Below are 23,807 nucleotides of genomic sequence, written 5' to 3' on the forward strand. Positions count from 1 at the left end.
TCGATATGCGATAAACCAGGATGGTATTTTTCTAGAAAAACCTTTTTCTAGGTTGGCCTTATTTTTGGAATTTTAAAAGTATTCACTTATTAAAATGGCGATGGATTTCTTCGGGAATAAATCTTGCCTTTATCTGTTCTTTTCATTATACTAGGAAGAATTTATTAATGAATATAAGCGAAGTATTGATGCGAAGGAAGGTAAACAATATAGAATTCGGGAAAGGAACGGTTTTGTGAGTAAGAAAAAGTTTGAAGTAATAGATGGAGAAACAATTGATGCATGTCTAGAACGAATTAAAGCAGCAGGTTACTTTCCTGTAAGGCGAACAGAAGAACCTATTTTTGCCGAAAGAATCGAGAATGGAAAGGTTCATTATGAGCCAGTTAATAGAAAAATCGTATTCGAAGCGAAATTAATCGAGTAAAACACGAACGATTTTTTGATATCCTGTAAAAATATTCGATTTTATCTTGACATTAAAAAGGCGTGAAGGTAAGATGAAGTTAGATTAATACATCTCATATAATCCTGGGGATATGGCCCAAAAGTATCTACCTAATGACCGTAAATCATTGGACTATGAGAAAAGCATCTGACTAATTCGGAAACTAGCCAAGTCTTTTTGTGTTTTTTTTAAAGGCTTTCTTCCGGGCAGATTGCTTTCTCTATGAGGAAGCAGTCTGCCCGGTTTTTTAATTTGATATAGATAATTATAAGCGTCCATCTGCATACTCAGGACGTTTTAATATGAGTGTTGGAGGGAAAGATATGAAGCCGCAAGTTGGGGTTATTATGGGAAGTGTCTCAGATTGGGAAACGATGAAATATGCATGTGAATCATTGGAACAGCTCGAGATTCCATATGAAAAAAGAGTCGTTTCCGCCCACCGTACGCCGGATTTGTTATTTGAATATGCAGAGAGTGCAAAAGAGCGAGACCTTAAAGTGATTATTGCTGGTGCAGGTGGGGCAGCTCATCTTCCAGGTATGACGGCAGCGAAAACGATTGTCCCTGTGATTGGCGTGCCTATTCAATCGAAGGCGTTAAATGGTATGGATTCGTTATTATCGATTGTTCAGATGCCTGGTGGCGTACCGGTTGCGACGGTGGCAATTGGGAAAGCTGGAGCAGTCAATGCTGGTTTGTTTGCAGCTCAGATATTAGCTGCTTTCGATTCTAAAATTGCTGATAGATTAGAGGCTTTACGAGACGAAACCAGAGAAAAGGTGTTACAGAGCAGTGAACAACTTAAATAATACAATCATTTTACCGGGACAGACCATTGGAATTATTGGCGGTGGACAATTAGGCAGAATGATGGCCTTGTCGGCTAAGGCATCGGGCTTTAGAATAGCAGTTCTTGAACCAACTACAGATGGCCCATGTGCGCAAGTGGCAGATATTGAAATCACTGGTGCTTATGATGATATTGATGCATTGAAAAGATTAGCGGATGTCAGTGACGTCATAACCTATGAATTTGAAAATATCAGTTCAGACGCTCTAGATTGGTTAAAGCAACATGCGTATCTTCCACAAGGGTCAGAATTATTAAAGCTTACACAGGATCGCTTGACTGAAAAAAAAGCCATATCGAATGCAGGAGCATCTGTTGCTCCATATGTAGAAATACAGGATATTTCAGAAATTTATCTTCATATAGAAAAAATAGGGTACCCTAGTGTGTTAAAAACGACGCGCGGCGGTTATGATGGAAAAGGGCAGTTGGTCATTAAGGAAGAAGCCGATATTAGAAAGGCAGAAACCCTGCTCCAAACAGGTGTATGTGTGCTAGAAGCCTGGATCCCTTTCGTAAAAGAAATCTCAATTATCGTGACGCGTAAAACAAATGGCGAGGTAAGTCATTTTCCGATTGCGGAAAATATTCATGTTGAAAATATCCTTCATAAAAGTATTGTACCTGCTCGTATCAGTAAGCAGGCTGAGAAGAAGGCGATTCAAGAGGCCTTACAGCTTGCTGAGAAACTTGGTTTGATAGGGACATTGGCTGTCGAGATGTTTTTAACCGATCAGGATGAGATCATCATTAATGAGCTTGCACCAAGGCCTCATAACTCTGGTCACTACACAATGGAAGCGTGTGAGACGTCTCAGTTCGAGCAGCATATACGTGCTGTATGCAATTGGCCGCTCGGAAATACGGCATTATTGAAACCAGTAGTAATGGTAAATATTCTAGGTGAACATATGGAACCTTTACTGGTTGAAATTCCAAAGCTTTCAGATTGGAAGGTTCATCTTTATGGAAAGAAAGAAGCCAAGCTGAAACGGAAAATGGGGCATGTGAATATTTTACGTCCAACGATTGAGGAAGCTCTTTTAGAAAGTAATCGAAGTAAAATATGGAATCAACAGGTTGAAACGGAGGAAGTAAAATGATTGAACGTTATACCCGCCCTGAGATGGGAAATATTTGGACAGAAACTAACCGCTTTAACGCGTGGTTGGAAGTAGAAATCTTAGCTTGTGAAGCATGGTCTGAACTTGGTGTAATTCCAAAAGAAGATGTACAACTTCTTCGTGAAAATGCAACGTTTAATGTGGATCGGATCAATGAAATTGAAAAAGATACACGTCATGATGTGGTTGCCTTTACACGTGCCGTATCTGAAACATTAGGTGAAGAACGGAAATGGGTGCATTACGGATTAACTTCTACGGATGTAGTTGATACAGCCCTTTCATATGTGATTAAACAAGCGAATGATATCCTTTCGAAGGATTTAAATAACTTTGTTGAGATTCTGAAAAACAAAGCGAAAGAACATAAATATACGGTCCAAATGGGACGTACACATGGAGTTCATGCAGAACCGACTACTTTTGGTTTGAAACTTGCTCTTTGGTATCAAGAAATGAAACGCAATGTCGAACGTTTCGACGAAGCCAGAAAAAACATAGAGGTTGGAAAAATCTCTGGGGCTGTCGGAACATATGCAAACATCGACCCGTTCGTTGAAAAATTCGTTTGTGAAAAACTGGGCCTTGAAGCAGCGCCTATTTCAACACAGACATTGCAGCGTGATCGCCATGCTCACTATATGAGCACGTTGGCTCTAATTGCGACATCCATTGAAAAATTCGCGGTGGAAATTCGTGGCTTACAAAAAAGTGAAACACGTGAAGTCGAAGAGTTCTTTGCTAAAGGACAAAAAGGATCTTCGGCGATGCCTCATAAACGGAATCCAATCGGTTCTGAAAATATGACAGGAATGGCACGCGTAATCCGTGGTTACATGATGACAGCATATGAGAATGTAGCATTATGGCACGAACGTGACATTTCACATTCTTCTGCTGAGCGTATCATCTTACCGGATGCAACAATTGCTTTAAACTATATGTTAAATCGCTTTAGCAACATCGTGAAAAACTTAACTGTTTATCCAGAAAATATGAAACGTAATATGGACCGTACACTTGGATTGATTTTCTCACAACGTGTGCTGCTATCCCTTATCGATAAAGGTCTTGTCCGTGAAGAAGCATATGACACGGTTCAACCGAAAGCGATGGAAGCATGGGAGCTTCAGGTTCCATTCAGAAGCCTGATTGAAAAGGATGATAAGATCACAAGCTTGCTTACAAAAGAAGAACTTGATGATTGTTTCGATCCTACACATCATCTGAAAAATGTTGATGTAATCTTTGATCGTTTAGGTTTATAAAAATAAAGGCGGCAAACATACCATCCCAAGCGGTTGATATGTTTGCCAAGCCTAACTAATAGCAAGAAGATTCATAATATTCACAATGTGGAGGTCTGGACAGATGGAAAAACGAGAATTGCTGTATGAAGGAAAAGCGAAACAGATTTATGCAACTGACAACAGTGAAATAGTATGGGTGGAATACAAGGATTCGGCTACAGCGTTTAACGGTGAAAAGAAGTCAGAGATTGCTGGAAAAGGTATGTTAAATAATCAAATTACTAGCTTACTATTTTCAAAGCTTGCCCAAGAAAATATTCCATCCCATTTTATTGAAAAGCTTTCCGACCGGGAGCAGCTGGTTAAAAAGGTCTCAATTATTCCTCTGGAAGTGGTCGTTCGAAATACAGCTGCTGGCAGTTTTTCTAAAAGAACGGGCATTGAAGAAGGACAACCACTGAAGAAAACGCTCGTTGAGTTTTATTATAAAGATGATGAACTCGGTGATCCTCTGTTAACAGAAGACCATATTGAAGAATTAGAACTTGCAAGCAAGGAAGACGTAGCCATTTTAAAAGAAAAAGCTCAAGAAATTAATAAGGTTTTAACAACCTTCTTTAAAGAAATGGACATTAAATTGATTGACTTTAAATTGGAGTTCGGTAAAACATCGGATGGAGCTATTCTACTGGCTGATGAGATTTCACCCGATACGTGCCGCTTATGGGATGTAGCAACGAACGAAAAATTAGACAAAGACGTATTCCGTCGTGATTTAGGTAGTTTAACAGACGCTTATGAAAAAATTCTAGCAAAGTTGGAGGGTATTCAACATGTATAAGGTTAAAGTATATATCACATTACGCGAAAGTGTATTAGATCCACAGGGAGCAGCAGTTCAGCAATCACTTCACAGTTTAACTTATAACGAAGTAAGTGATGTACGAGTGGGGAAATACATTGAACTCACAATTGAAGATACGGACCGTGATTTGGATCAGCTGGTGAAGGAAATGTGTGAAAAACTATTAGCCAATACGGTAATTGAATCTTACCGTTATGATGTTGAGGAGGTTGTCACCCAATGAAATTTGCTGTCATAGTTTTCCCTGGTTCCAATTGTGATGTCGACATGTACCATGCGATAAAAGATGCACTCGGGGAAGAAGTGGAGTATGTTTGGCATTCCACAGACAATCTAGATGAATATGACGGGATTCTCCTTCCAGGAGGTTTCTCTTACGGAGACTATCTACGCACAGGTGCAATTGCCCGTTTCTCCAATGTAATGGCGGAAGTTGTAAAAGCAGCTCAAGCAGGAAAGCCTGTTCTTGGCGTCTGTAATGGTTTTCAGATTTTACTTGAAGCAGGCCTTTTACCTGGAGCAATGCGCCGTAATGATGGCTTGAAATTCATTTGCCGCAATGTAGGATTGAAGGTTGAAAATAATCAATCCATGTTTACAACAGGCTATTCATTACATGAAACGATTACGATACCAGTGGCTCATGGTGAAGGAAATTACTACTGTGATAATGAAACATTGGCTGAATTAAAACAAAATAACCGCATCTTGTTCACTTATGATGGTGAAAATCCAAACGGAAGCTTGGAGCAAATAGCGGGAATTACAAATGAACAAGGAAATGTCCTCGGAATGATGCCTCATCCCGAACGTGCTGTTGATTCGCTGCTTGGCAGTAAAGACGGCTTAAAGATTTTTCAATCCATCGTAAAAAACTGGAGGGAATCACATGTTATTACAGCTTGAACCAAGTCCGGAAAAAATTAAATTGGATCGTTTATATGCAAGTATGGGGCTATCCGATGAAGAATTTGCAATGGTGGAGAAAATCTTAGGCAGACTGCCGAATTATACGGAAACTGGATTGTTTTCGGTTATGTGGTCAGAGCATTGTTCCTACAAAAATTCAAAACCCATCTTAAGGAAATTCCCGATTACAGGTGAGAAAGTGCTTCAAGGTCCTGGTGAAGGAGCAGGTATTGTAGATATCGGTGACAATCAGGCAGTTGTTTTTAAAATAGAAAGTCATAATCACCCATCGGCAATTGAACCTTATCAAGGTGCTGCTACTGGTGTCGGCGGTATTATCCGTGATGTTTTCTCCATGGGTGCCCGTCCCATTGCGATGTTGAACTCGCTTCGCTTCGGTGAGCTTGAGAATGATCGTGTGAAATATTTATTTAAAGAAGTGGTTGCTGGGATTGCAGGATACGGAAATTGTATCGGAATTCCAACTGTAGGCGGAGAAATTCAATTTGATCCATCTTATGAAGGAAATCCTCTAGTTAATGCAATGTGTGTCGGTTTGATCGATCATAAGGACATTAAAAAAGGCCAAGCGCATGGAGTAGGCAACACAGTGATGTATGTGGGTGCTAAAACAGGACGTGATGGTATTCATGGAGCAACATTTGCTTCTGAAGAGTTGTCGGAGTCTTCAGAAGAAAAACGGCCTGCCGTACAAGTAGGTGATCCATTCATGGAGAAACTGCTTTTAGAAGCATGCCTTGAATTAATTCAAAATGATGCTCTTGTTGGTATTCAGGATATGGGAGCAGCAGGTCTTACAAGCTCATCTGCTGAGATGGCGAGTAAAGCTGGATCAGGAATAAAAATGAACCTTGATTTGGTACCGCAACGTGAAACTGGAATGACAGCATATGAAATGATGCTTTCTGAATCACAAGAGCGGATGCTGATCGTTGTTACAAAAGGACGCGAACAGGAAATCGTTGACTTGTTTACGAAATATGACCTAGAAGCGGTTGCTGTTGGTGAAGTAACGGATGATAAAAACCTAACACTTTCTCATCAGGGTGAAATCGTTGCTGAGGTTCCAGTTGATGCATTGGCTGAAGAAGCACCAATTTATCACAAGCCATCTGCAGAACCGCAATATTTCCGTGACTTCCAAAGCATGACGGCAGAAGTACCAAACATTGAAGATTACAGAGAAACCCTTTTGGCATTATTGCAGCAACCGACAATTTCGAGTAAAGAATGGGTATACGACCAATATGATTATATGGTGCGTACGAATACAGTCGTGTCACCTGGATCAGATGCAGCAGTTGTACGTGTTCGAGGCACAAATAAGGCCCTTGCGATGACGACAGATTGTAACTCCCGCTATATTTACTTGGATCCTGAAACAGGCGGTAAAATTGCAGTTGCTGAAGCGGCTCGTAACATTATTTGTTCGGGTGCAGAACCTCTAGCAATTACAGATTGCTTGAATTTTGGAAATCCAGAAAAACCTGAAATCTTTTGGCAATTGGAAAAAGCGGCAGACGGGATGAGTGAAGCTTGTCGAAGTTTAAGTACGCCTGTAATTGGAGGAAATGTCTCTCTTTACAATGAAACGAATGGGGAAGCGATCTATCCAACACCAGTAGTTGGTATGGTAGGCCTAGTGAACGATCTTCAACATATCACAACGCAAACGTTCAAAAATGAATCAGATTTGATTTATGTGGTCGGCGAAGCGAAAGTGGAATTTGGGGGCAGTGAGTTACAAAAAATGCTTGAAGGAAAAATATTTGGGCGTGCTCCAGAACTTGATTTAACTGTTGAACAAAAGCGTCAGCAGCAAATTCTTTCAGCGATTCAATCAGGACTTGTTTCATCAGCTCATGACCTTGCGGAAGGTGGTTTGGCGGTTGCATTATCTGAATCTCTATTCGGAGCAAGTAACCTTGGAGCAAAAGTGAATTTATCTGGAGAACTCATATCCGAACTGTTTAGTGAAACGCAATCACGCTTTTTACTATCTATAAGTCCTGAAAATCAAAAGGCTTTTGAAGTACTTGTTGAAGATGCCGTTTGTATTGGTTCAGTAACAGCGGATAATAAATTAGTAGTGACGGCAGGCGGCGATAACAACGTATTGGTAGCAGACGTTGTAGAATTACAAACAGCTTGGAAGGGAGCTATACCATGCTTGCTGAAATAAGAAGCCTAAATGAAGAGTGTGGCGTAGTTGGAGTCTGGGGACATCCCGATGCAGCACAGCTTGCTTATTACGGGTTGCATAGCTTGCAACATCGTGGTCAAGAGGGAGCAGGCATCGTTGTTACGGATGGTGAGCAGATGTCTATCTCGAAGGGTGAAGGTCTTGTCACTGAGATATTCACAGCTGAAAAAATGCAGGAACTTTCCGGTTCAGGAAAAGCCGCGATCGGACATGTCCGTTATACAACGGCAGGCGGCGGCGGGTATCAAAATGTTCAGCCTTTCTTGTTTAATTCACATACAGGGGGGCTGGCTCTCGCTCATAATGGGAATATCGTCAATGCTCGTCAGTTAAAAGCACAGCTAGAAGGACAGGGCTCAATCTTTCAAACGACATCGGATACGGAAGTTCTAGCACATTTGATTAAACGTTCTGGTTATTCCGATGTGAGAGATTCTGTGAAAAGCAGTTTAAGCATGTTGAAGGGTGCTTATGCATTCGTCGTCATGACAGAAAACCAAATGATCTTGGCAAGAGATCCGCATGGTTTCCGCCCACTTTCCCTAGGGAAAATAGGCGATGCGTATTTCGCAGCATCAGAAACATGCGCCCTTGATATAGTAGGAGCGGAATTCGTCCGTGATATTGAACCGGGTGAACTTGTGGTCATTAATGATGAGGGCATCACATCCGAATACTTTTCACTTTCAAGTCAACATGCAATGTGCACGATGGAATATGTGTATTTTTCCCGTCCAGATAGCAACATTGATGGAATTAATGTTCATACCGCTCGTAAAAATCTTGGTAAGCAAATGGCACTTGAAGCTAAGATTGAAGCCGATGTCGTCACAGGAGTTCCTGATTCAAGCATTTCTGCGGCAATTGGCTATGCTGAAGCTGCAGGTATTCCTTATGAAATGGGCTTAATTAAAAACCGTTATGTTGGCCGGACATTTATTCAGCCGTCACAAAGTCTACGCGAACAAGGTGTGAAGATGAAACTTTCACCGGTAAGAGGGGTCGTAGAGGGTAAACGTGTCATTATGGTTGATGATTCAATCGTACGTGGAACAACGAGCAGAAGGATTGTTCGCATGCTAAAAGATGCAGGAGCAAAAGAAGTTCACGTTGTAATCAGCTCACCACCAATTAAAAACCCATGTTTCTATGGTATTGATACATCGAAAAAGGAAGAATTAATCGCGAGCTCTAAATCGGTGGAGGAAATACGTGAAATCATTGGTGCTGATTCATTAACTTTTTTAAGTGTCGAAGGTATGGTCGAAGCAATTGGTCGTCCGTTTCCTGGAGAAACGCGCGGTTCATGCCTAGCTTGCTTCACCGGAAATTATCCGACAGAAATTTATGATTACGAGCGAGAAAAAGCAAAATGTTAATAATGTCGGAAATAAAGAGTGATTTTCGGAGGAGGATTTCAAATGGCTAATGCATATAAGCAGGCTGGTGTTGATATAGAAGCTGGTTATGAAGCAGTAAATCGAATGAAAAAACATGTAAAGCGCACATTTCGTCCGGAGGTAATGAATGGACTGGGCGGTTTCGGAGGAATGTTTGATTTGTCTTCCCTGAACCTTAAAGAGCCTGTGCTAATTTCAGGAACGGATGGAGTCGGGACAAAACTTCTGCTCGCGTTCATGATGGATAAACATGATACTATTGGGGTAGATTGTGTAGCTATGTGCGTTAACGATGTTGTCGTTCAAGGCGCTGCGCCTTTGTACTTTTTAGATTATATTGCCTGCGGTAAAGCGGATCCTGAACGAATTGAAATGATAGTCAAAGGCATTGCAGACGGCTGCGAGCAGGCAGGCTGCGCTTTAATCGGTGGTGAAACGGCGGAAATGCCAGGTATGTACGAAACGGAAGAGTATGATGTGGCAGGATTTACTGTTGGAGCTGTTGAAAAATCACGCTTAATTACGGGTGAGACAATTTCGGCGGGTGATGTTGTTATTGGGCTTGCTTCAAGTGGTATTCACAGTAACGGATATTCTCTAGTTCGTAAAATCCTCCTTGAAGATTCAGGAATGGATCTACATGAATTCGTACCGGAGCTTGACTGCAAATTAGGCGATGAATTATTGAAACCGACAAAAATCTATGTCAAGTCTATTTTGTCCACACTTGAAAAGTTTGAAGTTAAGGGACTTGCCCATATTACGGGTGGAGGATTCATCGAGAATATTCCACGTATTCTTCCTGAAGATTGCGGTGTTGAAATCGGGCTTGGAAGTTGGACCATTCCACCTGTATTCTCGTTCCTTGAGGAAAAAGGGAACCTTGTTCAAGAGGAAATGTTCAATATTTTCAATATGGGGATTGGCATGACTGCTGTAGTGAAAAAAGAGGATGCGGCCGCTGTGGTTGCTCATCTACAGTCATGCGGTGAACAGGCTTCAGTTATTGGAACAATTGTGGATGGAAATGGAGTGTCGTTTAAACAATGAAGCGTCTCGCAGTCTTTGCATCAGGTAACGGAAGTAATTTCCAATCAATTGCTGACGCAATAAAAGATGGAGTTCTGAACGCGGAAATCTGCCTTGTTGTTTGCGATCGTGAAGATGCTTATGTGCTTGAAAGAGCTAGGCTTGAGAATATTAGAACCTTCTCTTTTTCAGCGAAAAAGTACTCAAGTAAGGTCGAGTTTGAAACGGAAATTTTGGAGATACTTCGTCAACTTGAGGTTGAATTTATTATTCTAGCTGGTTATATGCGTTTAATTGGGCCGACATTATTACAGGCGTATTCACACAGAATTGTTAACATTCATCCTTCACTTTTGCCTAATTTTCCAGGCAAGGATGCAATTGGTCAGGCTTTTGACGCAAGAGTGGAAGAAACCGGGGTCACGATTCATTATGTCGATGATGGTATGGACACGGGCCCAATCATTGCCCAAAAGACAGTACCGATTCTTGCAGGAGATACGAAAGACATTCTCCAAATAAGGATTCAGGAAACGGAACATGGCATGTATCCATCCGTTTTACAGCAGCTATTCCAAAAGAAATAACATACATTATGGAGGGACCAACATACCATGAAGAAACGTGCTTTAATTAGTGTATCGGATAAAACAGGTATTGTAGAATTTGCTAAGGGATTAATAGAAGCAGGGTTTGAAATTATTTCAACCGGCGGTACGAAAAAAACGTTGCAGGATAATGGTGTAGACGTGATTGGAATCAGTGACGTCACTGGTTTCCCGGAAATTTTAGATGGACGCGTTAAAACGCTTCATCCGAATGTCCATGGAGCAGTTTTAGCAAAACATGGTGATGCAGATCACGCGGCACAGCTTGCAGAACATAATATTGAGCCTATTCAACTTGTCTGTGTAAACCTATACCCATTCCAAGCTACAATTTCTAAACCGGATGTTACTGTAGAAGATGCAATTGAAAACATTGATATCGGTGGACCGACAATGCTTCGTTCTTCTGCAAAAAACCACGAGTATGTGACGGTTATCGTTGATTCCAATGATTATCCAACCGTATTGGCTGAACTGAAAGACGGAGGAGTTTCAAAAACAACGAATCGCCGTCTGGCTGCAAAAGTCTTCCGCCATACAGCAGCATATGATGCTGTTATTTCTGAATACATGACAGAGCTTGCTGAAGAAGAGAATCCAGAATCATTGACTGTTACTTATGAATTGAAACAGTCGCTTCGTTATGGAGAAAATCCGCATCAAAAGGCAGCTTTTTATAAAAAACCGCTTGGTTCTGTTTTCTCAATTGCTGAAGCGAAGCAATTACACGGAAAAGAGCTTTCTTTCAACAACATTAATGATGCAGATGCTGCACTTCAAATTGTAAAAGAATTCAATGAGCCCGCAGCAGTAGCTGTCAAACATATGAATCCTTGCGGCGTCGGTGTCGGAACAACCATATTAGAAGCGTACGAAAAAGCATACGAGGCGGATTCTACTTCCATCTTTGGTGGAATCATTGCCCTGAACCGTGAAGTAGATAAAGCAACTGCAGAAAAGCTTCATGAAATTTTCCTTGAAATCATCATTGCTCCTGCGTTTACAGAAGAAGCAGTGGAAGTATTAACAAGCAAGAAAAACCTTCGCTTATTAACGATTGATTTCAACGCAGCTAAAAAACCTGAGCGTAAATTGACTTCAATTGAAGGCGGATTACTTATACAAGATCGTGATGCACATAGTTTGAAGGATGCAGAAGTAAAAGTAGCAACAAAACGCGAACCTACCCTTGAAGAGTGGAAAGCCCTAGAACTTGGCTGGAAAATCGTGAAGCATGTGAAATCAAATGCAATCGTGGTATGTAACGATCAAATGACATTAGGCGTTGGCGCTGGTCAAATGAACCGTGTCGGAGCTGCAAAAATTGCGCTAGAACAAGCCGGTGAAAGAGTAACAGGCAGTGCTTTGGCATCGGATGCTTTCTTCCCAATGGATGATACTGTTGAAGCGGCAGCGAAAGCAGGAGTTACGGCAATCATTCAACCGGGTGGCTCTGTAAAAGACCAAGATTCAATCAAGAAAGCTGATGAATATGGAATTGCAATGGTATTCACAGGGATTCGTCACTTTAAACATTAATCAAAGATGAGGTGCGATAATGAATGTACTAGTGATTGGCCGGGGTGGCAGGGAGCATGCTATTGCCCGCAAACTGTTTGAAAGTAAACGGGTGGAGAAAGTTTTTGCAGCACCAGGAAATCCGGGCATGACCGATGTAGCAAATCTGGTGCCTATTGAAGAAACAAATCATGAGGATTTGGTTGCTTTTGCAAAAGAAAATGCAGTTTCATTGACGGTAATTGGACCAGAAACGCCATTATTGAATGGACTAGCTGACGACTTTGCTAAAGCGGGCCTACAGGTGTTCGGCCCAAATAGCAGGGCTGCGGTCATTGAAGGAAGTAAATCTTTCGCTAAGGATTTAATGAAGAACTACAGCATTCCGACAGCAGAATATGAAACGTTTACTGATTTTGATTCTGCAAAGGCTTATATTGAAAAAATAGGAGCGCCCATCGTTATTAAGGCAGATGGCTTGGCTGCAGGCAAAGGTGTCGTAGTCGCAATGACGATGGAAGAGGCGTTAGACGCCATCCACGATATGCTTGTCGGGGCTAAGTTTGGAGAAGCTTCTGCCAAAGTTGTTATTGAGGAATTTCTCGATGGCGAGGAATTTTCGTTGATGGCATTCGTGAATGGTGAAAAAGTGTATCCGATGGTTATCGCCCAAGACCATAAGCGCGTTTTCGACGGAGATCAAGGTCCGAACACAGGAGGAATGGGTGCCTATTCACCGGTGCCGCAAATTTCCGATGAAATGGTTCAGACAGCTGTCGAAACAATCTTGCAGCCGACAGTAAATGCGATGATTTCAGAAGATCGTCGTTTTACCGGTATTTTATATGCCGGATTAATTGCTACGGAAAAAGGTACAAAAGTCATTGAGTTCAATGCTCGTTTTGGAGATCCGGAAACGCAAGTTGTTTTACCGAGGCTAAAAACGGATTTCGTTGATACGCTTGAAGCGGTCCTTTTAGGTAAGGATTTACAACTTGAATGGCATGAAGATGCAGTACTTGGTGTAGTGGTGGCAGCAGAGGGGTATCCTGGAGATTACAAAAAGAATTCAATCATTAAAGGGTTGGACAAGATTAATCCAGATGCTCATATTTATCATGCTGGAACTGCTAAAAATAGCGAGGGATCTTTTGTTTCAAACGGTGGCCGTGTGCTTCTGGTTGCTGCAAAAGGAAAAGATTTAGCCTCTGCTCAAGCTAAAGTATATAAAGAATTGAGTCATGTTGAAAAAGACGGGTTGTTTTGGCGTACAGATATCGGTTATCGTGCCATTCAATACAATTTATCATGATATTTGAAAGAAGCTGACTCTAAGAGAGTCAGCTTCTTCTTTAGAAAAAGATTTAATAAGAATCAGGTGAAGTAAAATCATTTTCCGTTTTTTGTTCTTTTTTCATTAATGTTTGTCCATTCTCCATAGCGTCCACGATTGGACAATAGCGTAGAATGCCTTCACCTATTTTCATAGCAGAAATCATGACGACAAATAAGTAAGATTGGTTTTTCCAAGGTTTTTTAACCATTTTTGCTGTTGCCCATGATAGAAAGGTAAAACCACAGGTAATCCGCATAAGTGCATTTATTATACTAATATTTTGTTTAAACTTCATAAAAAGTACATCCCTTCACAAAAAATTAACAATTTTTCAGTTAACATTACTGTGCTAATCTGGTAAGTATGTTAGTATGAAATAAAATTGGGTTTAAAATGGTTTTTTTATTGCATTTGTTTCAAAAAAATTATGGGGGAATGTTTATGCTTGAACAGCGCTATAGATGGAAAAATAAACATCTACGTGAACATATAGATGTGCTGGATGGCAATAGGGCACCACACATTCTGCTTAAAAATACGACTTATTTAAATCAGGCTTTACGAAAATGGGTGAAAGCGAATATCTGGATCTATGATGATCGCATAATCTATGTTGGCGAAAAGCTTCCTGAAAATATAGACCGCTGCGAAATGGTTGACTGTACAAATCAGTACCTGGTCCCGGGATATATTGAGCCGCATTCACATCCTTCTCAATTATATAATCCCCTTTCTTTTTCACGTTATGCATCTCATTTTGGGACAACGACATTAATCAATGATAACTTGCCATTTCTATTGCAGTTAGAAAAAAAGAAAGCGTTTTCTCTTTTGAAAGAACTTCGTAATATTCCTGTTACAATGTATTGGTGGAGTCGTTTTGATGGACAAACGGAATTAGTAGACGAGGATATGGTATTTTCACATGGTGCAGTTAAATCTTGGCTGGAGCACGATGCCGTACTACAGGGCGGTGAACTAACGGGATGGCCGAAGCTCCTCGACGGGGATGACATGATGTTGCACTGGATTCAGGAAGCAAAGCGGATGAGGAAGAAAATAGAAGGACACTTTCCGGGTGCGTCGGAGAAAACGTTGGCGAAGATGACGTTGTTTGGTGCTGATTGTGATCATGAGGCAATGACAGGCGATGAGGTCATGTCTCGTCTGCTACAGGGTTATTATGTTTCACTAAGGCATTCTTCTATCCGACCGGATCTTCCTAAGTTGATACAAGAAATACATGATATGGGCATCGATCATTATGACAAATTCTTTTATACAACAGATGGATCACCTCCGTCTTTTTATGAAGGTGGTTTTATAGACAGCTTAATCAAAATAGCAATAGAGCAAGGTGTTCCGGTCATTGATGCTTATAATATGGCAACTATTAATATCGCCCGCTATTATAATATTGAATACCTTCATGGTAATATCGCTACTGGAAGGGTTGCCAACATTAATTTTCTGACAGATATAAAGGATCCGGCACCAGTTTCTGTAATGGCAAAAGGGAAATGGGTGAAACGGGATGGTGAAGTAATTCCCGATTCTCAGGAAATCAACTGGAGCGATTTTGATTTTAAACCGCTTGAACTTGATTGGGATCTTAGTTTAAAGGAAGATTTTGAATTTTCTATGCCGTTTGGAATTGAACTGGTCAATAATGTAATCACGAAGCCATATTATCTTTCCAATGACGTTGGGCATGAAGAACTGACCTTTAAAGATGATGAATGCTTTTTCATGCTCATTGACCGTGAAGGTAAATGGCGCATTAATACGATATTAAAAGGCTTTGCCAATAAATTGTGTGGTTTTGCAGGTTCTTATACAAATACGGGTGACATAATCTTAATTGGTAAACGGAAACAGGATATGCATTTAGCATTTAACCGGTTGAAGGAAATTGGCGGTGGTATCGTTTTGACTGAACAAGGCCAGGTGATACATGAACTGCCATTAAAATTAAAAGGAGTCATGTCCAATAAGGAGGTTCCTGAACTAATTAAAGAAGAGAATGAGTTGAAAAAGCTGCTACGTGAAAGGGGTTATCGCTTTGCTGATCCGGTGTATACCCTTTCATTCTTTTCAACAACTCATCTTCCCTATATAAGGGTAACCCAGCGAGGAGTATATGATGTAATGAATAAAACTATACTCTTTCCTACTATAATGCGTTAAAATATAAGAGAAGAAATGGTTAAAAAATCAGGGGAGTGGAAAGATGAAATTTAAGAGAGTTCTTTTCATCATTATTGCTATTTTTCTGCTAGCAGGCTGTTCGACTAAAGAAGAACCTGTACCAGATGACAGTAAGCCGAAAGATGCAGCTGTCATTAAAAATACAGATGTTAAAAATGAGCCTTCCAACATGTTTCCACTTACTGGTGTAGCCACGAATGAAGATACCGAGCAAAGGGCTGTAGCGGTGATGATTAATAATCATCCAAAAGCGCGTCCACAATCTGGTCTCTCAGATGCGGACATAGTCTATGAATTGCTGGCGGAAGGCGACATAACCAGATTTTTAGCTGTTTTCCAAAGTGAAATGCCGAACCAAATCGGACCGGTTCGGAGTGCAAGGGACTATTATATCGAAATGGCCAAAGGTTTGGACTGCATCTATGTGTGTCATGGGAATAGCCCAGAGGCAAAAACCATGCTGGACAAAGGATATATTGATAACTTGAACGGCCTATATTATGATGGTACTTTGTTTCAGCGCTCAACAGATCGAAACGCACCGCATAATTCCTACACTTCTTTTGATAATATTGAAAAGGGCGCGAAGGAAAAAGGATATGAGCTGACAGGTGCACCAGAGCCATTTACTTTCCTGACAGAGGAAGAGGCGGTTGGTCTGCAAGGAGAATCGGCTTTGAAAATTGAGATATCCTACGGATCGGCAGAGTTCAATGTAAAGTATGAATATGAAGGAACAGAAGAGAAATATAAACGTTATTCTAATGGTGAGCAAACAGTCGAGCATAAATCGAGCAAACCGATTTTACTGGATAATATATTCATCATTGAGACCACTCATCAAGTGGTTGATGATAAAGGACGCCTTAAAATTGATTTAAAAAGTGGCGGAAAAGGTTATTTACTTCAAAAGGGGAAGGTCAATGAAGTAGAATGGGTTAATAAAGATGGTCGAATTATACCAGTGAAAAACGATAAAGAAGTAGGGTTGATACCGGGGAAAACTTGGGTCAATATTATTCCGAATCAACCTGGTTTAGTAGAAGACGTCTCATTTTGATACCCATGAAAATTGAGGGGGAGAAACATGCAAATTGATAAGTTAAGAGGGAAAGAAACGGATCAGCTGTTTAAGTCGATACTTTCCTTGCGCGATTTAGACGAATGCTATCGATTTTTTGATGACTTATGTACAGTCAATGAAATTTCATCATTAGCACAGCGCCTTGAAGTAGCCCGTATGCTTGAAGAAGGTAAAACCTATCATAAAATCGAAAACGAAACAGGGGCTAGCACGGCCACGATTTCTAGGGTTAAACGCTGCTTAAACTACGGAAATGATGCCTACACCATGGCTCTTAACCGTATAAAGGAAAACGTTGAAGAAACAACGGAATCTTAATGAATTCGATTTTTTTATATTGTATGAAATAGAAAAAGCCGAGGAATTCGTTTCCCGGCTTTTTATTTTGAGCAAGCGTTTTCTATAGCAGCTACCGTCCAGTCGTATCCGTGTTATATTGGATTTTAGATTCAGAGGTTTCCAGTTGGTAAACATTTTATCGATACTTCTCTTTTTTAATGAAAAATCTTAATGCTATAATGGTGAAATGGGAAGTGTGAATGGAGGATTATAATGTACGATTTTCGCGAGTGGAAACATGTTTTCAAACTCGATCCAAATAAAGAAATAAGCGATGAGGCGTTAGAGAAAGTCTGTGAATCTGGTACAGATGCAATTATGGTTGGAGGCACCGATGGAATTACGCTTGAGAATGTACTTCATTTGATGGCGCGAGTTAGGCGATATACAGTCCCATGTGTGATGGAGATTTCATCGGTTGAAACAGTGACGCCGGGATTCGATTTATATTTTATTCCGAGTGTCCTAAATAGCACCAATCCGGATTGGATGATGAAACTGCATCAGCAAGCAGTCAAAGAATACGGATACCTTTTGAATTGGGATGAAATTTTCGTAGAAGGATATTGCATCTTAAATCCTGAGTGTAAGGCGGCTCAATTGACGAAAGCTAATACGGATCTGGATATGGATGATGTGGGTGCATATGCAATGATGGCAGAAAAGATGTTCAAACTGCCAGTTTTTTATCTTGAATACAGCGGTGCTTATGGCGATGTCCAGATGGTGGAAGCGGCGAGAGAGAGTTTGGAGAATACTGTACTATTCTACGGTGGTGGGATTAAATCAGTAGAGCAGGCCAAAGAGATGGCGGAGTTTGCGGACGTAATCGTTGTTGGCAATGTGATCTATGAAGATTTGAAAACGGCGCTTGCAACAGTTGAGGCAGTTAAATGATAATTTGACCAAAATGTAAATAGGGAAAAAATGTAGTATACTAAAACAGAAACGAATGTTCGTATAGGTGGTGTGATAATGCAATATTTAGCGGAAAAATTACTAATAGGTTTGAATGAACAGCAACAAAAAGCAGTAAAAGCAACAGATGGTCCACTTCTAATTATGGCTGGGGCAGGAAGTGGAAAGACGCGTGTGCTGACTCACCGTATTGCTTACTTGATGGTTGAGAAGGAAATAGCACCTTGGAATATCCTTGCAATCACATTTACTAATAAAGCCGCACGTGAAATGAAAGAAAGAATCCGTAGCATTCTGGGCGGTGCGTCCGAAGATATCTGGATTTCAACGTTCCACTCGATGTGTGTCCGTATTTTGCGAAGAGATATTGATCGGATTGGATTTAATAGGAATTTCTCAATATTAGATACGACGGATCAGCAATCAGTCATTAAGCAAATTATGAAAGACCGTAATATGGATACAAAGAAATATGATTACCGGGCCATTTTAGGTAGTATCAGTTCAGCAAAAAATGAATTGGTCGGACCAGAAGAATACCTCAAAACTGCGTCAGATTATTTTACTAAAGTAACGGCAGATGTATATACAGAATACCAAAAACGTTTGCGGAAAAATTCAGCCCTCGATTTTGATGATTTGATCATGATGACGATTCAATTGTTCCAACTTATACCGGAAGTGCTAGAATATTATCAGCGGAAGTTTCAATACATTCATGTTGATGAGTATCAAGATACAAACCGGGCTCAATATATGCTTGTTAAACTGCTAGCTTCACGATTCCGTAATCTCTGTGTTGTAGGGGATTCAGATCAGTCGATCTATCGCTGGCGCGGTGCGGATATTGCGAATATCCTTTCATTTGAAAAAGATTATCCTAATGCCAATATGATTTTCCTTGAACAGAATTATCGTTCAACGAAAAAGATTCTTGAAGCGGCGAATAAGGTCATCGATAATAATCGAAACCGGAAGCCGAAAAATCTTTGGACCGAGAATGTAGAGGGTAATAAGATTTTCTATTACCGTGCAGACAATGAACAAGGGGAAGCGCAATTTGTAGCAGGAAAGATAAATGAATTAGCTAAGGACGGTAGTAGAAAATATTCCGATATAGCAATCCTTTACAGAACAAATGCACAATCACGGGTAATGGAGGAAGTTCTGCTTAAATCCAATATTAACTATGCAATCGTCGGCGGCACTAAGTTCTATGATCGTAAAGAGATTAAGGATTTACTTGCCTATCTGCGTCTTATTGCAAATCCTGATGATGACATCAGTCTTCGCCGTGTAATAAATGTACCGAAACGAGGTATTGGTGCAACTTCAATGGACAAAGTAGCAGATTATGCAGATCAATATGATCTTTCCATTTATAAAGCACTTGAGTCCGTGGAAATGATTGGGATAAGCGGGAAGGCTACCAAAGCAGCAAGGGAATTCCACACGTTAATTACTAACTATACAAATCAGCAGGAGTACTTATCTGTGACGGAACTGGTGGAAGAAGTCATTAAAAAAACCGGTTACCGTGAGATGCTGCAAGCAGAAAAAACAATTGAATCACAAAGCCGTCTTGAAAATATAGATGAGTTTTTATCTGTAACGAAAGCATTCGAAAGTAACAGCGAGGACAAATCATTGATTGGCTTTTTAACTGACCTGGCGTTGGTTGCTGATATTGATCAATTAGATGAGAACTCCGAAGAAGCTACAAATACGGTAACGTTAATGACACTACATTCGGCGAAGGGATTAGAATATCCGGTAGTCTTTTTACTGGGCCTTGAAGAAGGAGTTTTCCCTCATAGCCGCTCGCTCATGGATGAGGAGGAGATGGAAGAAGAACGCCGTCTTGCTTATGTGGGGATTACAAGGGCTGAAAATGAGTTGTTCATCAGTAATGCTCAAATGCGGACACTGTATGGACGGACGAGCATGAATCCAGTTTCACGGTTCATCGGAGAAATACCCGAGGAACTTCTTGAAGATCTTAAACCGAAACCTGCTCCTAGATCCAAGCAGACTCCATTCAGTTCTCCGGCGAGAACAGGGAACACTGCGACGGCTTCCACAAGAAAAATGCCTACCTTTGGGCGAGCTGTTTCTGCCCCATCTGCAACAGGTGGTGAAGAGATTGGTTGGGCAGTTGGTGACAAGGCTTCCCATAAAAAATGGGGGATTGGAACCGTGGTGAGTGTAAAAGGAGAAGGCGAAGGAAAGGAACTGGATATTGCATTCCCAAGTCCAATCGGCATTAAACGCCTATTGGCGAAATTTGCACCAATAGAAAAAGCCTAAGCTATGAATATGCGTCTACTGGTGAAGAATAGGGATATCTGACTTAGACACCGCTCTTCTAAGATGAAGTGCGGTGGAGTCTTCTTTAGAAAGGATTGAACGTATGGACATACAAGCTGCAGAGAAGATTGTTCTTGAGCTGCAAACTTTATTGAACCAATATAGCTATGAATATTATGTGTTGGACCAGCCATCCGTACCTGATGCTGAATATGATCGGCTTTTACGTGAATTAATTGAGTATGAAGAGAAATTTCCCGAGCTGAAAACAGCCGATTCTCCAACACAGCGGGTCGGTGGGGCCATCCTGGATATGTTCGAAAAAGTGGAGCATACGACACCGATGCTTAGCCTAGGTAATGCTTTCAATGAAAGTGACCTACGCGATTTCGACAGAAAGGTCCGACAGGCTGTAGGTGACAATTTTTCCTATGTATGTGAATTGAAAATAGATGGACTAGCCGTCACACTTCAATATGAAAATGGATATTTCGTAAGAGGAGCAACCCGAGGAGACGGAACAATTGGTGAAGATATTACCGAAAACCTGAAAACAATCAAGTCAATTCCTTTGAAGGTACGGGAGCCTATTGCCATAGAAGTGCGTGGTGAGGCATTCATGCCAAAAAAATCATTCGAATCTCTAAATAAGGCGAAGGAAGAACGCGGGGAAGAACCTTTTGCAAATCCTCGTAATGCAGCTGCTGGCTCTTTGAGACAACTTGACCCAAAACTTGCCGCGAAACGGAACTTGGATGTATACCTTTATGCGATTGCTGATTTAGGTGAAACAGGGGTTCGTTCTCACAGCGAGGGTCTAGATTTATTGGATGAACTAGGGTTTAAAACAAATAAAGAACGAAAAACCTGTACGAATATAGAGGAAGTTCTTGCTTATATTGAAGAATGGACTGAACAACGTCCAAACTTGGCCTACGATATCGATGGAATTGTCGTAAAAGTGGATTCACTTGAACAGCAGGATGAACTAGGCTTTACGGCAAAAAGTCCGCGATGGGCGATTGCCTACAAATTTCCAGCCGAAGAAGTCATCACAACACTAAGAGCTATCGAGCTGAATGTTGGCCGGACGGGAGTGTTGACACCAACGGCTGTTTTGGATCCTGTTCGGGTAGCGGGAACGACTGTGCAACGAGCTTCGCTGCATAACGAAGATTTAATCCGTGAAAAGGACATCCGTATTGGAGATCAAGTGGTCGTGAAAAAAGCAGGCGATATCATTCCAGAGGTCGTCAATGTACTAGCAGAACGTCGTACGGGGGAAGAAGTAGAGTTCCAGATGCCGACTGAGTGCCCAGAATGTGATAGCGAGCTTGTCCGACTGGACGGGGAGGTCGCCCTACGATGCATCAACCCGAAATGTCCGGCACAAATCCGAGAGGGCTTGATTCACTTTGTATCACGAACAGCAATGAATATCGACAGTTTAGGTGAAAAAGTAATTAGCCAGTTATTTAAGGAAGCGCTCATACAGGATGTAGCTGATATTTATAAGCTTACATACGATCAAGTGATAGCATTGGAACGGATGGGAGATAAATCCGTCAATAAACTCCTTCAGGCAATCGAAGCTTCGAAAAGCAATTCGCTAGAAAAATTACTATTCGGCCTTGGTATCCGCCATGTTGGTTCGAAAGCAGCGAAGACCCTTGCGAGGGAATTCGGCACTATGGAAGCATTAAGCAAGGCGAGCCGTGAAGAACTTACAGCAATTAATGAAATTGGAGAAAAAATGGCTGATTCCATCGTGGCGTATTTTGAATTGGAGGAAGTGCATGCACTGTTGAATGAGTTGGAAGCAGCCGGTGTGAACCTTACCTATAAAGGGGCAAGAGCTGTTTCTATAGAAGAAATCGATTCCATTTTCGCTGGAAAAACAGTCGTTTTGACAGGGAAACTGCATCAGCTAACACGTAATGAAGCGAAAGAAAAATTAGAGGCGCTAGGAGCTAACGTTGCCGGAAGTGTCAGCAAGAAAACGGATTTGGTCGTGGCCGGCGAAGATGCTGGTTCCAAACTAGAAAAGGCAGAAGGCCTAGGCGTTCTCGTATGGGATGAAGAGAGACTGATTGAGGAACTAAAAAAATAAGAGGTGTAGCTATGAGGAAACACTCTATTTTGGGGATGATTCTTATACTACTTCTTGCTGGATGTGCACCTAGTTTTGAGGATAAGCAAGAGGTAGTTCAAGACTCCAAAAACGACAAGGATACAGCAATTATTCCGAAGTATAAAATTTCGGAAGAATATTATCAAACGATTCTTCCGTTTGAGCCATCAAAAGCCCGCGGTTTGGTCGTTTCGAATTTAAATACTCGATATGATATCGAAGAGTTTGAAAATGGACTGATGCGGTTGGCGCAAACTCAATTTGACCCGGAAGAATACCTATTTCAAGAGGGGCAAATGCTCGACAGTTCCAAGATATCATCCTGGTTGAACAGAAAATATACAAAAAGCCAGTTGAAAGAAAAGAACATGAAAGAAAAGGATAACGAAGGTTTAAATCCTGTTGATTCAGGAGAAGGTGACATTGATAAGCGGAATGATGAAAATCCAATTTATCTTGCTCATATTTTAGAACATAATTATTTAGTCAAAACAAAAGATAATTCAGTGAGCCTTGGCGGAGTTGTAATAGGCCTTGCCCTAAATTCAGTCCATTACTATCAAAAAGAAGCATACGGGGCAACCTATGAAAAGAAAATTGATAGTAAAGAACTAAAACAAGAAGGGGAGAAAATTGCTGAGGAAGTCTTAAAAAGATTGCGTAAAATGGACAAGCTGAAAAATGTTCCGATTACGATTGCCTTGTTTGAGCAAAATGAAAAATCTTCTGTAGTTCCTGGGAATTTTATTTCCTATACGAATATCGGGAAAAACTCTAACAATATTGGAAAATGGACAGACTTAAACGAAGAATACTTCCTATTTCCTTCGGCAGGTGCAGAAAAAAAATATAGGGATGACGTCAACACATTCACAAATTTTAAAGAAGATGTTGAAGAATATTTCCCTAACTTTAATGGAGTTATTGGCAGGGCATTTTATATGGATGACCAATTACAAAGCTTGAACATCGATATTCCTATCCAATTTTATGGAAACTCAGAAGCGATTGGCTTTACACAATATGTAGCTGGTCTTGTAATGGAACGTTTCCCTAAATATATTGCCGTACAAGTATCGATCACTTCTGTAAATGGACCCGAAGCACTTATTGTTCGCGAGGCAAATCAAGACGAACCAACCGTGCATATATACGAATAAAAAAAGATGAAGCTTAACAAGCTTCATCTTTTTTATTTGGAACAAATCTAGCCATGAGTAACCTTAACAAAATGGCTTTATGCCTGGCTATTATTC

The 23,807-nt window shown here is 40.8% G+C and carries 21 protein-coding genes and 1 riboswitch; of the genes, 20 read left to right on the forward strand and 1 reads right to left on the reverse strand.

What is annotated here, in order from left to right; genetic code table 11:
- Positions 1-235: 235 nt before the first annotated feature.
- From AKG34_RS00005 to purD, 13 genes are all read left to right on the forward strand, one after another.
- Positions 236-427: an NETI motif-containing protein gene (locus tag AKG34_RS00005; RefSeq protein WP_053344199.1), complete on the forward strand. Its 192-nt coding sequence runs from the start codon at positions 236-238 to the stop codon at positions 425-427.
- A 74-nt stretch (positions 428-501) separates the two neighbouring features.
- Positions 502-603: riboswitch (purine riboswitch) on the forward strand.
- A 168-nt stretch (positions 604-771) separates the two neighbouring features.
- Positions 772-1,260, forward strand: coding sequence for a 5-(carboxyamino)imidazole ribonucleotide mutase (purE, locus tag AKG34_RS00010; RefSeq protein ID WP_053344200.1), 489 nt, complete (start codon positions 772-774; stop codon positions 1,258-1,260).
- Entirely contained in the window at positions 1,244-2,404 is a 1,161-nt protein-coding gene (gene purK, locus AKG34_RS00015; protein ID WP_053344201.1) for a 5-(carboxyamino)imidazole ribonucleotide synthase, read from the forward strand. Before purE ends, purK begins: the two co-directional genes overlap by 17 nt.
- A complete protein-coding gene (gene purB, locus AKG34_RS00020) occupies positions 2,401-3,693 on the forward strand; it encodes an adenylosuccinate lyase (RefSeq protein WP_053344202.1) in 1,293 nt (430 codons plus the stop codon). Before purK ends, purB begins: the two co-directional genes overlap by 4 nt.
- A gap of 103 nt (positions 3,694-3,796) precedes the next feature.
- Complete coding sequence (purC, locus tag AKG34_RS00025) at positions 3,797-4,516, forward strand: phosphoribosylaminoimidazolesuccinocarboxamide synthase (RefSeq protein WP_053344203.1); 720 nt, start codon at positions 3,797-3,799, stop codon at positions 4,514-4,516.
- Positions 4,509-4,763: a phosphoribosylformylglycinamidine synthase subunit PurS gene (gene purS / locus AKG34_RS00030; RefSeq protein ID WP_053344204.1), complete on the forward strand. Its 255-nt coding sequence runs from the start codon at positions 4,509-4,511 to the stop codon at positions 4,761-4,763. Before purC ends, purS begins: the two co-directional genes overlap by 8 nt.
- A complete protein-coding gene (gene purQ, locus AKG34_RS00035) occupies positions 4,760-5,446 on the forward strand; it encodes a phosphoribosylformylglycinamidine synthase subunit PurQ (RefSeq protein WP_053344205.1) in 687 nt (228 codons plus the stop codon). Before purS ends, purQ begins: the two co-directional genes overlap by 4 nt.
- Positions 5,430-7,652, forward strand: a complete 2,223-nt coding sequence (gene purL / locus AKG34_RS00040) for a phosphoribosylformylglycinamidine synthase subunit PurL (RefSeq protein ID WP_053344206.1) — start codon at positions 5,430-5,432, stop codon at positions 7,650-7,652. Before purQ ends, purL begins: the two co-directional genes overlap by 17 nt.
- Positions 7,637-9,052 (forward strand): amidophosphoribosyltransferase, encoded by a 1,416-nt coding sequence (gene purF, locus AKG34_RS00045; RefSeq protein ID WP_053344207.1) that lies wholly within the window; start codon positions 7,637-7,639, stop codon positions 9,050-9,052. Before purL ends, purF begins: the two co-directional genes overlap by 16 nt.
- 42 nt (positions 9,053-9,094) lie before the next feature.
- Positions 9,095-10,123, forward strand: a complete 1,029-nt coding sequence (gene purM / locus AKG34_RS00050; RefSeq protein ID WP_053344208.1) for a phosphoribosylformylglycinamidine cyclo-ligase — start codon at positions 9,095-9,097, stop codon at positions 10,121-10,123.
- Positions 10,120-10,689 (forward strand): phosphoribosylglycinamide formyltransferase, encoded by a 570-nt coding sequence (gene purN, locus AKG34_RS00055; protein WP_053344209.1) that lies wholly within the window; start codon positions 10,120-10,122, stop codon positions 10,687-10,689. Before purM ends, purN begins: the two co-directional genes overlap by 4 nt.
- 27 nt (positions 10,690-10,716) lie before the next feature.
- A complete protein-coding gene (purH, locus tag AKG34_RS00060; protein WP_053344210.1) occupies positions 10,717-12,249 on the forward strand; it encodes a bifunctional phosphoribosylaminoimidazolecarboxamide formyltransferase/IMP cyclohydrolase in 1,533 nt (510 codons plus the stop codon).
- Positions 12,250-12,268: 19 nt separating this feature from the next.
- Positions 12,269-13,540, forward strand: a complete 1,272-nt coding sequence (gene purD / locus AKG34_RS00065; RefSeq protein WP_053344211.1) for a phosphoribosylamine--glycine ligase — start codon at positions 12,269-12,271, stop codon at positions 13,538-13,540.
- 52 nt (positions 13,541-13,592) lie between these two features.
- Here purD and AKG34_RS00070 read toward each other — a convergent pair whose 3' ends face one another.
- Positions 13,593-13,859, reverse strand: a complete 267-nt coding sequence (locus AKG34_RS00070) for a YgaP-like transmembrane domain (RefSeq protein ID WP_053344212.1) — start codon at positions 13,857-13,859, stop codon at positions 13,593-13,595.
- A gap of 146 nt (positions 13,860-14,005) precedes the next feature.
- Here AKG34_RS00070 and AKG34_RS00075 point away from each other — a divergent pair, with 146 nt between their 5' ends.
- The 7 genes from AKG34_RS00075 to AKG34_RS00105 all read left to right on the forward strand — a co-directional run bounded on the left by AKG34_RS00075 (position 14,006) and on the right by AKG34_RS00105 (position 23,711).
- Positions 14,006-15,751, forward strand: coding sequence for an adenine deaminase C-terminal domain-containing protein (locus AKG34_RS00075; protein ID WP_053344213.1), 1,746 nt, complete (start codon positions 14,006-14,008; stop codon positions 15,749-15,751).
- Positions 15,752-15,794: 43 nt separating this feature from the next.
- Complete coding sequence (locus tag AKG34_RS00080) at positions 15,795-16,832, forward strand: DUF3048 domain-containing protein (protein ID WP_053344214.1); 1,038 nt, start codon at positions 15,795-15,797, stop codon at positions 16,830-16,832.
- Positions 16,833-16,859: 27 nt separating this feature from the next.
- Positions 16,860-17,174, forward strand: coding sequence for a YerC/YecD family TrpR-related protein (locus AKG34_RS00085; protein ID WP_053344215.1), 315 nt, complete (start codon positions 16,860-16,862; stop codon positions 17,172-17,174).
- Positions 17,175-17,408: 234 nt separating this feature from the next.
- Positions 17,409-18,092: a heptaprenylglyceryl phosphate synthase gene (pcrB, locus tag AKG34_RS00090; protein ID WP_053344216.1), complete on the forward strand. Its 684-nt coding sequence runs from the start codon at positions 17,409-17,411 to the stop codon at positions 18,090-18,092.
- Positions 18,093-18,170: 78 nt separating this feature from the next.
- Entirely contained in the window at positions 18,171-20,420 is a 2,250-nt protein-coding gene (pcrA, locus tag AKG34_RS00095) for a DNA helicase PcrA (RefSeq protein ID WP_053344217.1), read from the forward strand.
- 103 nt (positions 20,421-20,523) lie between these two features.
- Positions 20,524-22,530, forward strand: coding sequence for an NAD-dependent DNA ligase LigA (gene ligA / locus AKG34_RS00100; protein ID WP_053347929.1), 2,007 nt, complete (start codon positions 20,524-20,526; stop codon positions 22,528-22,530).
- A gap of 11 nt (positions 22,531-22,541) precedes the next feature.
- On the forward strand, positions 22,542-23,711 hold the full coding sequence (locus tag AKG34_RS00105) for a CamS family sex pheromone protein (RefSeq protein WP_053344218.1): 1,170 nt from the start codon (positions 22,542-22,544) through the stop codon (positions 23,709-23,711).
- The last annotated feature ends 96 nt before the right edge of the window (positions 23,712-23,807 follow it).

It is taken from the genome of Peribacillus butanolivorans, assembly GCF_001273755.1.
Lineage (GTDB): Bacteria > Bacillota > Bacilli > Bacillales > DSM-1321 > Peribacillus > Peribacillus butanolivorans.

Coding starts and splice junctions, on each gene's coding strand:
- purE (WP_053344200.1), top strand. CDS start 772: ATGAAGCCGCAAGTTGGGGTTATTATGGGAAGTGTCTCAGATTGGGAA.
- purB (WP_053344202.1), top strand. CDS start 2,401: ATGATTGAACGTTATACCCGCCCTGAGATGGGAAATATTTGGACAGAA.
- purC (WP_053344203.1), top strand. CDS start 3,797: ATGGAAAAACGAGAATTGCTGTATGAAGGAAAAGCGAAACAGATTTAT.
- purS (WP_053344204.1), top strand. CDS start 4,509: ATGTATAAGGTTAAAGTATATATCACATTACGCGAAAGTGTATTAGAT.
- purQ (WP_053344205.1), top strand. CDS start 4,760: ATGAAATTTGCTGTCATAGTTTTCCCTGGTTCCAATTGTGATGTCGAC.
- purL (WP_053344206.1), top strand. CDS start 5,430: ATGTTATTACAGCTTGAACCAAGTCCGGAAAAAATTAAATTGGATCGT.
- purF (WP_053344207.1), top strand. CDS start 7,637: ATGCTTGCTGAAATAAGAAGCCTAAATGAAGAGTGTGGCGTAGTTGGA.
- purM (WP_053344208.1), top strand. CDS start 9,095: ATGGCTAATGCATATAAGCAGGCTGGTGTTGATATAGAAGCTGGTTAT.
- purN (WP_053344209.1), top strand. CDS start 10,120: ATGAAGCGTCTCGCAGTCTTTGCATCAGGTAACGGAAGTAATTTCCAA.
- purH (WP_053344210.1), top strand. CDS start 10,717: ATGAAGAAACGTGCTTTAATTAGTGTATCGGATAAAACAGGTATTGTA.
- purD (WP_053344211.1), top strand. CDS start 12,269: ATGAATGTACTAGTGATTGGCCGGGGTGGCAGGGAGCATGCTATTGCC.
- AKG34_RS00070 (WP_053344212.1), bottom strand. CDS start 13,859: ATGAAGTTTAAACAAAATATTAGTATAATAAATGCACTTATGCGGATT.
- AKG34_RS00075 (WP_053344213.1), top strand. CDS start 14,006: ATGCTTGAACAGCGCTATAGATGGAAAAATAAACATCTACGTGAACAT.
- AKG34_RS00080 (WP_053344214.1), top strand. CDS start 15,795: ATGAAATTTAAGAGAGTTCTTTTCATCATTATTGCTATTTTTCTGCTA.
- AKG34_RS00085 (WP_053344215.1), top strand. CDS start 16,860: ATGCAAATTGATAAGTTAAGAGGGAAAGAAACGGATCAGCTGTTTAAG.
- pcrB (WP_053344216.1), top strand. CDS start 17,409: ATGTACGATTTTCGCGAGTGGAAACATGTTTTCAAACTCGATCCAAAT.
- pcrA (WP_053344217.1), top strand. CDS start 18,171: ATGCAATATTTAGCGGAAAAATTACTAATAGGTTTGAATGAACAGCAA.
- ligA (WP_053347929.1), top strand. CDS start 20,524: ATGGACATACAAGCTGCAGAGAAGATTGTTCTTGAGCTGCAAACTTTA.
- AKG34_RS00105 (WP_053344218.1), top strand. CDS start 22,542: ATGAGGAAACACTCTATTTTGGGGATGATTCTTATACTACTTCTTGCT.